The sequence below is a fragment of the Methylococcus sp. ANG genome, assembly GCF_040730495.1.
Classification (GTDB): Bacteria; Pseudomonadota; Gammaproteobacteria; order Methylococcales; family Methylococcaceae; genus Methylococcus.
Genome location: NZ_CP160399.1, coordinates 2,653,175 through 2,668,153 on the forward strand (window position 1 = coordinate 2,653,175; position 14,979 = coordinate 2,668,153).

Below are 14,979 nucleotides of genomic sequence, written 5' to 3' on the forward strand. Positions count from 1 at the left end.
CATGAAAAAGCGTCTGGAAATCCTGCTCCGCAGCGCGCTGGAGCGACTGCAAACCGCCGGCGACCTGCCCGCCGACGCGGAAGTACCGCTTCAGATCGAACGCACCCGCGATCCCGCGCATGGCGACTTCGCGGCCAACACGGCCATGCTGCTGGCCAAATCCACCCGCTGCAATCCGCGCCAACTGGCGGAAAAAATCCGCGCTGCGCTGCCGGAGGACCCGGCGGTCGTCCGCACCGAAATCGCAGGCCCCGGCTTCCTCAACTTCTTCCTCGACCCGGCCGCCCAGCACCGGATCATCGCCGAGATCCATGCCCTGGGTCCCGGCTTCGGCCGCAGCAGCGTCGGAGCGGGAAAACGGGTGCAGGTCGAATTCGTGTCCGCCAATCCCACCGGCCCCCTCCATGTCGGCCACGGCCGCGGCGCCGCCTATGGCGCCGTGGTCGCAGACCTGCTCGAGGCGGCGGGTTTTAATGTGCACCGGGAATACTACGTCAACGACGCCGGCCGGCAAATGGACATCCTGGCCGCCAGCGTCTGGCTGCGCTACCTGGAAAACTGCGGGGAAGTGCTGCCCTTTCCGGCCAACGGCTACCGCGGCGAATACGTCCGCGACGTTGCGTCCGACCTTTACCGTACCCAGGGCGAGCGTTACCGGGCTTCCGCGGACGAAGTCCTCTCCGGACTGCCGCCGGACGAACCCCAGGGCGGCGACAAGGAGGAATACATCGACGCGATGGTCCGCAAGGCGAAAAACACGCTCGGCCCCGAGCGTTACCGCGAGGTGTTCACCGCCGGGCTGGACAGCATCCTCGACGACATCCGCGACGATCTGGGCGAATTCGGCACCCATTATCAGGAATGGTTCTCCGAACTGAGCCTGACCGAAACCGGCGCCGTGGAGCGGGCCTTGGAGAAACTCAAGGCCTCGGGCTACGTCTACGGGAAGGACGGCGCGCAGTGGTTCGCGTCCACCCGGCTGGGTGACGAGAAAGACAGGGTATTGGTGCGCGAGAACGGCCAGACCACTTATTTCGCCTCCGACGTCGCCTATCACCTGAACAAGCTGGAGCGCGGCTTCGACCGCATCGTCAACGTCTGGGGCGCCGACCATCACGGCTACATCCCGCGCGTCAAGGCCGCTATCCAGGCGTTGGGGGGCGATGCCGGCAAACTGGAGGTGCTGCTGGTGCAGTTCGCCGTGCTGTACCGCGGCGAGGAGCGGGTGCAGATGTCCACCCGCTCCGGGGAGTTCGTGACCCTGCGCCAGCTCCGCAACGAGGTCGGCAAGGATGCGGCGCGCTTCTTCTATGTGATGCGCAAGTCCGACCAGCACATGGATTTCGACCTCAAGCTGGCCACCTCGCGAACCAACGAAAATCCCGTCTACTACGTGCAGTACGCCCATGCCCGGGTATGCAGCGTGTTCCGCCAGCTCGACGAAAAAGGCTGGGCGCGGAATCTGGGGCGCGGTATGCAGCATCTGGAAAGACTGAGCGAACCGCACGAACTCACGCTGGTGGGCAGCCTCTCGCGCTACCCCGAAATCGTGGAGCAGGCGGCACTGCAATACGCTCCTCATCACCTGGTGCACTATCTGCGTGATCTCGCCGCGGAATTCCACGGCTACTATAATAGCTGCCAGTTCCTGGTCGAGGACGGTGACCTGCGGGATGCCCGTCTGAATCTGATCGACGCCGTACGGCAGGTCATCGCCAACGGTCTCGGCTTGCTGGGCGTATCCGCTCCCGAAACCATGTAGCAATGCCTAAGGATTACAAACACAGGGTTCCCGGTTACCGCCAGGCACAGCGCCGGCGCAAGCGCGGCTGGCTGGCGGCGGGCGTCGCCGCGGTGTGCCTGGCGGCCGGCGGGGGAGCCTATGTCATCCTTTCCAAACATGCCGAAACGGCCGCGGTGATTCCATCCCCGGAAACCAAGCCCGGCCAGGCGCAATCCGGACGAGCGGGAAACGAGACCGAAGCCGGGAACCTGGAAACGCCCATCCCCACGGCCGGCAAGAAACCCAACCCGCCACGGTTTACCTTTTACAAGATATTGTCGGAAAAGGAAGAAATCATCCCGGAAGCGGAGATCCGGACCATCAAGCGGGAGGAGAAACAGGGCAAGTCGCCGCCGGGCGGCGGCTATGTCGTCCAGGCGGGATCCTACCGCTCGCGGGCCGATGCCGAAAAAATGCGCGCCGACCTGATCAAGCTCAAGGTCAAAGCCCGGCTGGAGAGCGTAAAGATAGAAAACGTCGAATGGTTCCGCGTGAAGGTCGGCCCCTATGACAATCTGGCCGAAGCCGACCGCCTGCGCTCGATCCTCAAGAAGAACGGGATCGACAGCGTGGTGCAGAAAATGACGCCCCGCCTGTCCCCCGCTCCCGCCGCGAAGCGTTGAACCATCCCGGACTTCAAGCGACCAGCCGGTAACACGGCTCGTATTTGGTCCCCGGCAGCTTCATCCGTTTCTGCGCCACGAAGGTCGCAAGCAACTCGTCCAGGGGATCGAGGATCGAACGGTCGCCGCGGATCTCGAACAAACCTTCCTGCTCGATCCGGCGGATGCCTTCCGCCTTGACGTTCCCCGCGACGATGCCGGAGAAAGCCCGCCGCAGATTTGCCGCCAGCGCATGAGGGGGCTGGTTCCGGTGCAGGGCGAGGCCGGCCATGTTTTCATGGCTCGGCACGAAAGGCGTCTGAAACGCCGGTTCGATGTGGAGCAGCCAGTTGTAGTAATAGGCGTCGTCATGGTGGCGCCGGAACTGCCGCACCAGGTCGACGCCTTCCTTCATCTTTCTGGCGGCCTGCGCCGGATCGCCGATCACGATCTCGTAGCGTCTCCGCGCTTCCTGCCCCAGGGTCGCCTCGATGAAACGGTCGATCTGCTCGAAATAGCCGGCGCTCTCGCGGGGGCCGGTGAAGACCAGGGGAAACGGCAGGTATTTGTTTTCCGGATGCATCAGGATGCCGAGCAGGTGCAAAATCTCCTCGGCCGTGCCCACGCCGCCGGGAAACACCACGATACCGTGGCCCGTCCGCACGAAGGCCTCCAGGCGCTTTTCGATGTCGGGCATGATGACCAGCTCGTTGACGATCGGATTGGGCGGCTCCGCGGCGATGATGCCGGGCTCGCTGATGCCGACGTAGCGCGGCCTTCGGATACGCTGCTTGGCGTGGGCGATGGTGGCCCCCTTCATCGGCCCTTTCATCGCGCCCGGTCCGCAGCCGGTACAGACGTCCAGCCCCCGAAGACCCAGCTCGTGGCCGACCTCCTTGGTGTGCTCGTACTCGCCCCGGTCGATGGAATGACCGCCCCAGCACACCACCATGTTCGGCGGCACGTCGGGTACCAGGCAGTTGGCGTTGCGGAGGATATGGAACACCGCGTCGGTAACGTGCCCCGATTCGGACAGATCGAATTTCGGGTCGCCGACGATCTCGAAGCGGGTATAGACGATGTCCCGCAGCACCGAAAACAGATGCTCGCGTATCCCGCGGATCATTTCGCCGTCCACGAAAGCGCTTTGCGGCGGATTGATGAGTTCCAGGCGCACGCCGCGCGCCGTGGGAAGAACGCGGATGTCGAAATTACGGTACTTCTCGAATACCTGCTTGCTGTCATCGACCTGGCCGCCGCAGTTCAGCACCGCAAGCGAACAATTGCGGAACAGTTCGTGGAGGGCGCTTTCACTGCTGTCGAGCAGCTTCCCGGCTTCGAGTTTGGAAAGGACTTCGAGGCTGCCTTCCGGGCTGACCTGGACATTCATGGATGACATGAGCTCAACTGTCGGAGAACCTGTGGATAACTTTGTGGGAAAAATGCGGGATATGACCGAATCGCTTCGTCAACTGCCACAGCATTCACGTCCCCTGTCTCGGAATCTTTATAAGATTCTTTTCAATACAAAAACTTGCAAATTTTGTCTTCGGCATCGGCCAAAGACCGTCAACAAACCGGGGCGAACTGGGCAATTGTGCACAACTCGTAAAAGAATGCCCTGTCAATGTGCATGCGGATCACAGAGAGAACGCCATGCGGGATGGCTCCGGATGAGCGCAAGCGCCTGCTCGAGCAGGCGTTTGCCGGGCTCCCGGCGGTGCCAGGTGGATGCGCCGGAGGGGTGCGGCAGCGGAATCAGGTCCGCCATCACGTTTTCCATTTCGAAGCGGTGCCGCTTCCCCACGACGTCGGAGAGCTGGCCGAACGCCAGAAACCGGCTCGCCGCAAGCTTTCCCACCGGAATGATCAGGGCCGGCCTGAGCAGATCGAGCTCGGTATGCAGCCAGACCGAACACTGCTCGATCTCGTGCGGGTCCGGGACCCGGTCTCCACCCTTGGGGTTCTTGCCGGGAAAACAGCGGCACACCGCGGCCATATATACCCGCTCCCGGAATGCTTCCTCGTCCAGGCCGATACCCGCAAACCAGCGGAACATCGTCTTCCCCGCCGTCCACGCAAACGGCCTGCCCAGCACCCCCTCTCTTGCGCCCGGCGCCTGTCCCACCAGGTACACCGGCGAGGCGACGGGCTTGCCCATGACCACCGGCGGCACCATGCCGGGGCAGAGACCGCACCGCCGCAAGGCGGCCTGATGCCGGCCTATCGCTTCCGAAACGTCCATCAATGGGTTTCGCCCCGGCTCCAGGCGAGGGTGTGCAGTCGCATCAGGGTGTCGGGATCGGAAACCAGGCTGCGCTTCTCCGCGTTCGAAAGCGTTTCCGGACCTTCCTCCACCAACTGATACATCAGCGCATGCAGTTGATGGCGCAGGCGCTTTCTCGGGAGCCGCTGCGGCAGCAATGCCGCATGCAGCGCACACGCGGCGGGATCGACGACCTTGCCGTAGCCGCTGTCCTCCACGCCGGAATCGCGCCCGAGATTTTCGTGCAAGAGCTCGATCACACGGGGAGCGCGGGATTCCTCCGGCGTCAGAAACAGACCGAGCCGCCGGGCGAAGAGGCCCAACCTTGCGCTGCTGGAAATCATGGAAGTCGGTATGGCGAAAACGAGACCGGCGAGAACCGGCGTGAACCACCAGAAAAAGCTGGGCACGTAATGATAGCTGAGGGCGCCGGCGATGAAGCCGACCAGTGTCTGTCCGCCGTGGGCCAGGAACGCCTCCTTGAAGCTCAGGCCATGCGCATCCCGTTGTTGCGGTGGCCAGCCCACGCTCTTCCTCGCCAGAATGGAGATTACGAATTTGCTCTGATAAAGCATCAGCACCGGCGCGGTGAAAATCGAGAAAAGGCTTTCGAAAAACACGCCGAGCGTCACCCGGAAAACGCCGCCGAACGCCTTGAGTTTGCGGCGGTTGCGGGTAAAGAGCAGGAGGAGGCTCCACAGCTTGGGCAGAAACAGCATGGCCAGGGTGACAAGGAGGACCGTCGTCATCTCGACGGCGTAGGACTCCGGCCAGACCGGGAAGATGTTGTCGCCGAAGAAGTACACCGGCAGGGTCTGGCTGCGGATATAGGCCTCGAAGCCGGTGATGAGCAGGAACAGCAGCCACAGGGGGGACGAGAGGTAGGACATGATGCCCATGACCAGGTGCAGCCGGCTGATGCCGGAGAGTCCGCGGGCGAACACCATCCGAACGTGCTGGAGGTTTCCCTGGCACCAGCGCCTGTCCCGCTTGGCGTAATCGATCAGGGTGGGCGGCAGTTCTTCGTAGCTGCCGGCAAGCTCGTAGGCCAGCCAGACCTCCCAGCCCGCCTCCCGCAACAGGGCGGCCTCGACGAAGTCGTGGCTGAGGATTTCGCCGCCGAAGGGCTCACGGCCCGGCAGCTTGGGCAGGCCGCAATGCTTCACGAACGGCTGCACGCGGATGATGGCGTTGTGGCCCCAGTAATTGCTGTCGGCGAGCTGCCAGTACGACGATCCGGCGGTGAAGATATCCGAATAAAGGCTGCTGGCGAACTGCAGGATCCGCGCAAACAGGGACTTCTGGTTGACCGGCAGCGGCGGGGACTGGATCAGCGCGACGTTGGGATGCGCCTCCATCAGGTCCACCATGCGCACCAGCGTCTCGCCGCTCATCAGGCTGTCGGCATCGAGCACGATCATGTAGCGATAGCGGTTGCCCCAGCGGTGACAGAACTCCTCGATGTTGCCGCTCTTGCGGGCGACGTTTTTTTCACGGTTGCGGTAGAAGATGCGCCCGTGCCCGTCGAACTCCTCGCACAGGCGGTACCAGCGGGTTTCCTCCTGAAGCCAGGTCTCCGGATCGCGGGTATCGCTGAGGATGAACAGCTCGAAACCCTCGGAGCGCCCGGTTTCCAGCAGGGATTGCCAGATCGCCGCAAGGCCCGAGAACACCCGGTGCGGGTCCTCGTTATAGATCGGCATGACGATGGCGGTCCGCAGCGGCGTCGCCTCCGGCTCCGGCGACGCCATCGGCGGCAAGCGGCAGATCGACTTGCCGTCGCCGCCGAACAGCAGGACCAGAAAGCCGATCGTCGCGGTCCAGAACGACGTGCTGATCCACAGTATGAGCAGGGTATAGAGCAGCAGCAGCACGAGTTCCTGGGGCGTCAGGCCGTTCTGCTGGAAGGCGCTGGTGATCATGAACATGGCGGCGAAGGTCGTCAGCGTCACCAGGGTCAGAAACACGGTTCTACGGAACAGCCTGGGCCGGCGGGGCATCGGCGAATGAACGGCCATGCGGATCTTGAGAATCAGACGGACTTGAAAAGAAAGAAGCGAAGCTTCTGCGGCTGCATCGCCACCGGCGCCTCGGGCGGCTGAGCCTGAGGCCAATGCCGTTGCAGGCGCGACGCGAATTCCGGATTGGCGGAGGAATTCAGATAGAGCTCGTCGGCACCGATCCCCAAGTCCCCCAGCAACAAGGCGGCGCGTGCACCCGCGATCAACGACGACTCGCGGCTGGCATTCACGCCCAGCGCCCGGGCCAGCGCCTGATCCAGCCGCCGCTGGGCTTCCTCGATGGCGCGCCGAGACAGCTCGGCGGAGTCGTGCCTGGCGACGCGCCGGCGCGCCCGTTCCACGCATTCCGCGGCCAGCCTGTCAATGAGGGCCGCGTCCCGGAATCGAAGGCGCCGGAGATACGATTTGACGACTTCCCCGACCTCGGAGGCCGCGTGCGCGGTCGATTCCGATGCCATGGCCGCAGAAACGGCCGCCGGCTCCGCATTCATTGGGCACTCCACTGGTACAGCCAGGTTTCGGTGAGCACGTCCTTGCCCGCGCGCAGCACCGCGCGCAATTCGACCGGGTCCTTGTCCTTCTCGGGCTCCAGCTCGAAGCTCAGGCGCCAAGCCCCGGTCTCGGTGTTCTTGTGGACCACGGTGTCCCGGATCGAGCCCGAAGAAGTGCCGACGTCCGCTTCGATCTTTGCGTCTTCGCCGTACAGTTTCAGGGTTTCGCTGGCGAAATCGATCACGAACTTGCGCCTGCCGGCTTCCTGGGCATTGGTGCCGCCCGCGCCGATCCGGGTCGCCTGGACCTTGCCGGAACGCGGCGCCATCAACTCATCGGAAGTGAAATGCAGCCGATACGAGAAGCTCATTTCCTTGCCCGCATCGGTCGGCTGATCCGGCACCCAGAACGAAACGATGTTGTCGTATTTCTCCGCATCGCTCGGAATCTCGATGAGGTAAATCGCACCGGGGCCCCAGTCGCCCACGGCTTCGACCCAGGAGGTGGGCCGGCGATGATAATACGCTTCCAGATCCTGGTAATGATCGAATTCGCGGTCGCGCTGGAGCAGGCCGAAACCGGTGAGCTTCTCGTCCCGGAACACGCTGATGCGCAGGTGGCGCGGGTTGTTCAGCGGACGCCAGATCCACTCGCCGTTGCTGCGCGAGATGAGCAGACCATCGGAATCGTGGACTTCGGGGCGGAAGTCGTCCGCGAAGCGGTCGGTGTTCTCGCCATGGAAGAACATGCTGGTCAGCGGCGCTATCCCAAGGCGCTCGACCTTGCGGCGGAAATAAAGGTGGTGGGTCACATCCATGGTGGCATCGAGGCCCGGCCGCAGCACGAAACGATAGGCGCCGGTGACGCTGGGACTGTCCATGAGCGCATGGATGACCAGTTCGGAGCCGCCCGGCGCCGGCTTCTCGATCCAGAATTCCCGGAAAATCGGAAACTCTTCCGCCTTGGTGAGCCCGGTGTCGACCGCCAGCCCCCGCGCCGACAGGCCATAGGTCTGGCCCAACCCCACCGCACGGAAATAGCTGGCGCCCAGGAAGACGCTGGCTTCGTCGAAAACCTCGTTGCGGCGCAAGGGGTAATGGAACCGCACGCCGGCAAAACCGAGATCGGCATCGAGAGGCCCCGGCACCGGGTTCTTGCCGAAGTCGAACAATTCCGGCGAATAAGCCAGGCGGGTCGCTTCGCCGTTGCTGACCACGTTGATCACGACCCGGTCCTTGAACATGAATCCCCGATGGAACAACTGGACCTGGAAGGGCAGCCCCTCCTCGCGCCACAGCGCCTTGTCGGCCTTGAAGCGGATGTCGCGGTACTGGTCGTAGTCCAGTTTGCCGAGGAACTCCGGCACGCCGCCGTCGTCACGGACATAGGGCTGGGCCGCCAGGGCGTGGGCGCGCTGCTCGACCACATCGAAGCCGAAGGGCCTGTCCTCTTCTGCGGCCGGCGGCAGCGGGGTTGAACTCGGCAGCGGAACCGGTGCGGATTGTTTCGCCGGGCCTGCGTGTGCAATACCGCCAGCCCATGCCAGGCACAGATACAGGAGCATCCCGGTGCGTCTGTTCAATGGAATCGTTCTCACCAAGAGAGTTGCAAAAAACCAGTCTGAGTGCCGGCACGCCGCCGGGCGGGGAGAGCTACGGATATGGCGACGCCCGTCAAAGCGCCCGGCGTATCTTCGCCGGCGGCATTGGATATAAAAACGCTCGCGCATTGGCACATCGTGCCATTCATAGTATACAACGGGGCGCCAATTACCTGAACTTGAGCGTCAGCCGTCAGTCCCGAGCGAGGAAAAGGCTTTTGAGAGAACTGCTATTGATCCGGCATGCGAAATCCGCTTGGAGCGACACATCGCTCACCGACCGCGACCGCCCTCTCAACGAGCGCGGAAAGCGCGATGCCCCGTTCATGGGAAGCCTGCTGCGGTTCCGAGGCATGCAACCGGATCGCATGGTCTCCAGCCCCGCGCGGCGCGCCCGGAAAACCGCCCGCCTGATCGCCTGGGAAGTCGGCTACGACAAAGACGCCATCGTCATCGCGGAACAAATCTATCTCGGGGGGAGACGGGCCATCGTGGAGCTTGTGCAAGCGCTTAATGACGAGGACGAGCGGGTTTACGTGATCGGCCACAATCCCGACCTGTCCGAAGCCGCTTCCTGCCTCACCGGCGAAAGCCTGGGAGAGATGCCCACCTGCGGCATCGCGGCGATCGAATTCACGGTCGACAGCTGGGCGCACGTCATGGAAGGCACAGGACGGCTGAAGTTCTTCGACTATCCCAAAAGGCATCTCACGCCGTGACTCCCGGAGACGGTCTCCGGGGCTCGGCCCACGAGACTGCATCACCCCGGAAAGACGATACGCATGGACAGATCGATGGCGCGGAGGTGCTTGGTCAATCCGCCCACCGAAATGAAATCCACGCCGGTTTCCGCCACGGCGCGAATGCTCTCCAGATCGATGTTGCCGGACACTTCCAGTTCGGCACGCCCGGCGGTGACGGCGACCGCATTGCTCAAGGCGTTCCGTTCGAAGTTGTCCAACATGATCCGGTCGGCCCCGGCGGTCAAAGCCTGTTCGAGTTCCGCGAAGTTTTCCACTTCGACCTCGACCATGACGTCCGGATGCAGTCGTCGCGCCATCGCCACCGCCTCACCGATGGAACCGGCGGCGACGATGTGGTTTTCCTTGATGAGCACGGCGTCGTAGAGACCCGCGCGGTGATTATGGCAGCCTCCGCACCGCACGGCGTATTTCTGGGCCAGCCGCAGGCCGGGAAGGGTTTTCCGGGTGTCGAGGACCTTTACGCCGGTGCCCGCGACGGCCCGGGCGTAAAGGCGGGCCACGGTCGCGGTGCCGGACAGGGTTTGCAGCAGGTTGAGCGCCGTGCGTTCGCCGCTGAGCAATGCCCTGGCGTTCCCTTCGAGTTCGCACAGAAGTGTGCCGGCGGAGGCTTCCCCGCCTTCCTCCACGAACCAGACCGGCTCGATGGCGGGGTCGAGCCGCCGGAAAACGGCCTCGAACCACGCCCTTCCACACAAGACCATCGGCTCCCGTGTAACGACCCCGGCCCTGGCGAAGGCCGACGCCGGGACGACGTCGGCTGTCAGATCGCCGGAGCCGATGTCTTCCGAGAGATAGCGCTCTATGTCGTCGAGGTTCAGCTCGACGGGGACCTGGTTCACGGCCTACCCTTGCGTCTTCCTGGACTCCTTGCTCTTGGCGGATTTGGCCTTGCCGGCCGGCTTGCTTTCCTTGGTTCCGGCTTTCTTTCCGTTCTTGACTGCCGCGGGCTCCGCCGAGGCCACGATCCCTTTCAACTTCTCCAGTTCGATGGTCCGCTCGGCGGACGGCATCGGAATCAGACCGTCGGCGATGAGATAACCCTCGTCTCCCCATGCCTTGTCGCTGGTGAATTCCTTGAGGTAGGCCTCCATGCCCGGTGCAAGGCCCAAATGCGCCTGTTTGATGTACATGTAAAGGGGGCGCCCCACCGGATAGCGCTGCGATTTGACGGATTCGTAGGTCGGCTCGATGCCTTCGATGGAAGCCGCGATCAGCTCGGACTTGTGCTTGGCCAGGACGCCGAAATCGACGATGCCCAGGCCCTGGCCTCCTTCGACATGACCGATGATGCCGCTTTCCGGCTCGTTCTCGTAAACGCCGTCCTCGCGGATGGTCTGACAGAGTTTCTTGAACTTGGCCTCGTTGGCCAGCATCATCTGTTTCATCGCCGGAAAACTCGCGCAGCCGGCCTCGAGCACATCCTCGGCGAATGTGTCGCGGGTTCCCGAACTCAAAGGCGGTCCCCAGACAACGATCGGGGCATCCGGTAAAGCGGGATTGACTTCATTCCATTTCTTGTAGGGGTTCGGTACCAGCCGGTCGCAGGAGCCACCGCATTTGGGATCCGGAACCGTCTTGGCCAAAGCCAGGTACAGGTCGCGATTCGTCAGGCTCAAAGGCTTGTCCTTGCGCGACTGCGCTACGACGATGCCGTCATAGCCGATCTTCAATTCGGTGATTTCGTTCACACCGTTGAGCCCGCATTCGTCCCGCTCGACCTTCTTCATCATCCGGGATGCAAGTACGATGTCGGGATAGTTCCGACCCGTCCCTTCGCAGAACAGCTTGATGCCGCCACCGGTTCCGGTCGATTCGACTTTCGGCTTCCGCACCTTTCCCGAAGCCGAAACATGGTCCGCCACGGCACTGGCCAAGGGAAAAATCGTCGACGAGCCCGCAATCAACAGATAAGGGCGTCCGAATTCCGCATGCGCCGTTGCGGCATGAAAAAACAGGACTGAAGCGGCGACGTACGCCGGAAATCTATTTAGCACCTGATATCCTCGTGAGGTTGGATCGACAGCAGAAGCGTTTTCCCCAAAGCGGGTATCCGCACGCCGATTGTACTTCTTCGGCACACGCCGAAAAAAGCAAACCCGCCGGAAGGCGGGTTTGCGGGCCAAGCTGGGCTGTGTGGAAGGCCGGCCGGAGCCGGCCCCGCATCAGTCGCCCATCCAGATCAGTTCCACGCGGCGGTTCTTCTCGCGATCCGCCTCGCTATGCTCCGGAACCAGCGGGTATTCCTCGCCGTAGCCCTTCGGGTAGAGCTGGTTGGTCACACCCTTGGCCTTCAGGTAGTCGGCCACCGAATGCGCACGGCGAATCGACAGGCGCATGTTGTACTCGTTGGTACCCTCGGTGCTGGTATGACCGGCGACCTCGATGTCGCGCTTCTCGGGGAAGACGATCAGGTTTTCCGCCGTCTCGTCCAGGATGCGCTTGGCGCTGCTGGTCAGCTCGGCCGAATCGTACTTGAAGTTGACGCCGTGGAGCTCGATGCGGATCAAGCAGCCATCGCTGTCGACCTTCGCGCCCTTCATCGTGCCGGGGCACTTGTCGAGGCAGTCGTTCACACCGTCGCCATCGGAATCACGCGTTTCGCAAGTGTCCTGCACAACCGGCGCAGCGGCCACCGGCGCGTGGGGCTTCTCACCGAACGGTACCATGAAGCCGATGTTCAATACCAAACCGTGCTGGTCCCCGGGACCGTTATCGTCCGCCAGCACGTTGGCACGGTAACGAAGGTCACCGCGGAGCAGGAAGTTGTCGTTCAGTTCGTAGTTTGCACCGAACCCGGCTTCACCCAGGAAACGGGTCGAACGTTGATTTCCGTTGTAGCCCCAGGTCGAACCACCGGCGGCAACGACAGCATACGGCTGGAACGCATCCCTCATAAAGTAATACTGTACGTCGACCACACCGCCGTACATATCCGCGTTACGGTTCTCCGGCCCCCCAACATTGGCGGTGTTGCCTTCGTAATGATTCCACAATGGACGTACTTCGACGTTGAAGTATTCATTGATGATCTTGCCGATGCCAAGACCTGCACCCCAGGCTTGCTGAAGAATGCCTGGACTACGGCCCGTATAGGTGTACTCCGCGACCGGCGCAATGTACCAGCGGTCGTCCATGAAAGTCTCTTCGGCCTGTACCGAAGCAGTCGCCGCGGCCACCATGCCCAGCGCTATCAAAGTGCGTTTAATCATACCCCGTCTCCTTAGCAAAAATGCAACAAGTCACGCGCGATAAAACAACAGGTCCAATAGTAAAACAGCCTTACAGCCCAGCGCAACCACAATCCCACCACTTCCATAGAATTTTCTTGACAGGCGGAATTGAAGCCGATTCAACGAGTTTCAGCGTAAATGATAGAGAAGGGGGGTTCCGGAATGGAACCGGCCGGTTACACCGGAAGATCCGGCTGGCCGGCGTCCGCCCCGGATACCACGCGGCTCGGCGGGAAAAGGCAGGTGAAACGGCTGCCTCGCCCGAGTTCACTGGCGATGAACAGTTCGGCGTCATGCCGCGACATGACGTGTTTGACGATGGCGAGCCCCAGACCGGTGCCCGATTTGTTCCGGCAGCCTTCGATTTCGACCCGATAGAAACGTTCGGTGAGACGGGGAATATGTTCTTTCGGAATCCCTGGGCCGGTATCTTCGACATCCAGCCGGGCGCAGCCCGATTCTTCCTGGGACCAGCGTACCGTCACGGTATCGGACGGCCTGCTGTACTTGATCGCGTTGGAAATCAGATTGGCGAACGCGCTGTGCAGATCGGTTTCGTTGCCCAGCAAGGAAACCTGGGAGTCGAGCCTCAGCCGCACGGGCGTGTGCTCGCTCGCCTCCACCACGTTGGCTTCCTTGCACAGCCGCTCGAGCAGAACGGGAATCCGAACCACGGTCGCCGGTTTGGGCGGGCCCGATTCCAGCCGCGTGAGGGACAGCAGATTGTCGACCAGGCTCTGCATGCGGCCGGTCTGTTCCACCATGCGCTGGACCATCTTGCCGTAGGCGGACGCCGGGAGATCCTGCCCGCCGTCGTTCAGGGTTTCCATGTACCCCTTCAAAACCGTCAAAGGCGTGCGGAGCTCATGAGAAACATTCGCCACGAAGTCGCTGCGCACCCGCTCCATGAAACGAAGCTGCGTCACGTCCTGAGCGATCAGCAGCCTGGAGTCCCCCCCGTAGGGGACGATCCTGACCTCCAACTGCAGGGCCTCGTCCACCGGGGAGGGGATGCTGACGGTCGCGCTGTCCCTGGAATTCTTCAGGTGTTCGGCGAACTTCGGATAGCGCACCAGATTGCCGATGTTCTGGCCGAGATCGCTCTTGCGCAGGCCGAGGAGGCGGCAGGCGGATTCGTTGAACCAGTCGATTTCGTCCCGCGCGCCCAGCACCACCGTGGCGTCCGGCAAGGCCGAGGTCGCCGTCCGGAATTGCTCCAGCATGCGGATGAGCTGCTTCTTGCGCCGTTTGTTGCGGCGGCGCAGCTTGTGGATCAGATAATAGATTTCTTCCCAGATCCCCGTGCCGGCGGGAATCCGCTCGGCCCGCCCGCCGCGCATCCAGACATACAGCCGGTTGGCGTGGACCAGGTGATGAAGCAGGTACAAGGCCGTGCCGACCCACAGGGCGAAACCGAAGTCCTCAGCGATACGGCCGGCGATGACCGCTACCAGCACCACCCAGAATATCGTGAAGAACTCGGAAGCCCAGGCCCGGAACATGCGTCAGTCCGGCCGCGTCGAGAAACGGTAACCGAATCCGCGGACGGTCTGGATCATGTCTTCCCGGTCGTGTTCCGAAAGTATCTTGCGCAGCCTCCGGATATGGACATCGACCGTCCGCTCCTCGATATAGGCGCTGCGGCCCCACACCTGGTCGAGCAGTTGGGCCCGGCTGTATACCTTGCTCGGATGGGTCAGGAAAAACTCCATCAAGCGGTACTCCGTCGGGCTGAGGTTCACCGATTCCTCGTCGATGCTGAGCCTGTGTTCGTCGGTGTCCAGCAGAATGCCGCCGATCTCGATGCGTCCGTCCAGCTTGGCCTGCCGGTTGCTCCGGCGCAGGACCGCCCGGATGCGCGCAATCAGTTCCCGCGGAGAAAAGGGCTTGGTCACGTAGTCGTCGGCCCCCACGTCGAGCCCTCTGATCTTGTCTTCCTCCTCGCCGCGGGCCGTCACCAGGATAAGCGGGATGTCGCCGTAATTCTCGTCCTTCTTCAGGCGGCGCGCCCATTCCACGCCGCTGATTCCCGGCAGCATCCAGTCCAGCAGGATCAGGTCGGGTTCCTGTTCGTCCATCCGGCTCAAGGCCTGCTGCACGTCTCCCGCGGTGTGCACGGCGAAATCCGCCTGTTCGAGGACCAGGGTCAGCATCTCCCGGATGGCTTCCTCATCTTCCACTACCAGCACGTTGATATCGGACATTCTTCGGATTCCAGCGT

At 62.6% G+C, this 14,979-nt stretch carries 13 protein-coding genes; 3 read left to right on the plus strand and 10 right to left on the minus strand.

Features of this window, described 5'->3' with window-relative positions:
• Position 1 precedes the first annotated feature (1 nt).
• A complete protein-coding gene (gene argS / locus ABZN20_RS12965) occupies positions 2–1,762 on the plus strand; it encodes an arginine--tRNA ligase (RefSeq protein ID WP_218808349.1) in 1,761 nt (586 codons plus the stop codon).
• Between the two features lie 2 nt (positions 1,763–1,764).
• On the plus strand, positions 1,765–2,406 hold the full coding sequence (locus ABZN20_RS12970) for an SPOR domain-containing protein (RefSeq protein WP_218808348.1): 642 nt from the start codon (positions 1,765–1,767) through the stop codon (positions 2,404–2,406).
• Positions 2,407–2,419: 13 nt separating this feature from the next.
• Here ABZN20_RS12970 and ppnN read toward each other — a convergent pair whose 3' ends face one another.
• The 5 genes from ppnN to ABZN20_RS12995 all read right to left on the minus strand — a co-directional run bounded on the left by ppnN (position 2,420) and on the right by ABZN20_RS12995 (position 8,746).
• Entirely contained in the window at positions 2,420–3,784 is a 1,365-nt protein-coding gene (ppnN, locus tag ABZN20_RS12975; protein ID WP_305080261.1) for a nucleotide 5'-monophosphate nucleosidase PpnN, read from the minus strand.
• Between the two features lie 225 nt (positions 3,785–4,009).
• The gene (locus ABZN20_RS12980) at positions 4,010–4,564 is read right to left on the minus strand and encodes a uracil-DNA glycosylase family protein (RefSeq protein WP_218808992.1); all 555 of its coding nucleotides are present in this window, start codon (positions 4,562–4,564) and stop codon (positions 4,010–4,012) included.
• Between the two features lie 65 nt (positions 4,565–4,629).
• The gene (gene mdoH, locus ABZN20_RS12985; RefSeq protein WP_367025521.1) at positions 4,630–6,669 is read right to left on the minus strand and encodes a glucans biosynthesis glucosyltransferase MdoH; all 2,040 of its coding nucleotides are present in this window, start codon (positions 6,667–6,669) and stop codon (positions 4,630–4,632) included.
• A gap of 14 nt (positions 6,670–6,683) precedes the next feature.
• Complete coding sequence (locus ABZN20_RS12990; RefSeq protein WP_255556636.1) at positions 6,684–7,130, minus strand: hypothetical protein; 447 nt, start codon at positions 7,128–7,130, stop codon at positions 6,684–6,686.
• A 29-nt stretch (positions 7,131–7,159) separates the two neighbouring features.
• Positions 7,160–8,746, minus strand: coding sequence for a glucan biosynthesis protein (locus ABZN20_RS12995; protein WP_367025522.1), 1,587 nt, complete (start codon positions 8,744–8,746; stop codon positions 7,160–7,162).
• 236 nt (positions 8,747–8,982) lie between these two features.
• Between ABZN20_RS12995 and ABZN20_RS13000 the strand changes: the two genes are divergently transcribed.
• The gene (locus tag ABZN20_RS13000) at positions 8,983–9,483 is read left to right on the plus strand and encodes a SixA phosphatase family protein (RefSeq protein ID WP_367025523.1); all 501 of its coding nucleotides are present in this window, start codon (positions 8,983–8,985) and stop codon (positions 9,481–9,483) included.
• Between the two features lie 41 nt (positions 9,484–9,524).
• Here ABZN20_RS13000 and nadC read toward each other — a convergent pair whose 3' ends face one another.
• The 5 genes from nadC to phoB all read right to left on the minus strand — a co-directional run bounded on the left by nadC (position 9,525) and on the right by phoB (position 14,962).
• Positions 9,525–10,367, minus strand: coding sequence for a carboxylating nicotinate-nucleotide diphosphorylase (nadC, locus tag ABZN20_RS13005; RefSeq protein ID WP_367025524.1), 843 nt, complete (start codon positions 10,365–10,367; stop codon positions 9,525–9,527).
• A 3-nt stretch (positions 10,368–10,370) separates the two neighbouring features.
• A complete protein-coding gene (locus ABZN20_RS13010) occupies positions 10,371–11,522 on the minus strand; it encodes a substrate-binding domain-containing protein (protein WP_218808342.1) in 1,152 nt (383 codons plus the stop codon).
• A 168-nt stretch (positions 11,523–11,690) separates the two neighbouring features.
• The gene (locus ABZN20_RS13015) at positions 11,691–12,737 is read right to left on the minus strand and encodes an OmpA family protein (protein WP_218808341.1); all 1,047 of its coding nucleotides are present in this window, start codon (positions 12,735–12,737) and stop codon (positions 11,691–11,693) included.
• 197 nt (positions 12,738–12,934) lie between these two features.
• Positions 12,935–14,260 (minus strand): phosphate regulon sensor histidine kinase PhoR, encoded by a 1,326-nt coding sequence (phoR, locus tag ABZN20_RS13020; RefSeq protein ID WP_367025525.1) that lies wholly within the window; start codon positions 14,258–14,260, stop codon positions 12,935–12,937.
• Between the two features lie 3 nt (positions 14,261–14,263).
• A complete protein-coding gene (gene phoB, locus ABZN20_RS13025) occupies positions 14,264–14,962 on the minus strand; it encodes a phosphate regulon transcriptional regulator PhoB (protein WP_218808339.1) in 699 nt (232 codons plus the stop codon).
• Positions 14,963–14,979 lie beyond the last annotated feature (17 nt).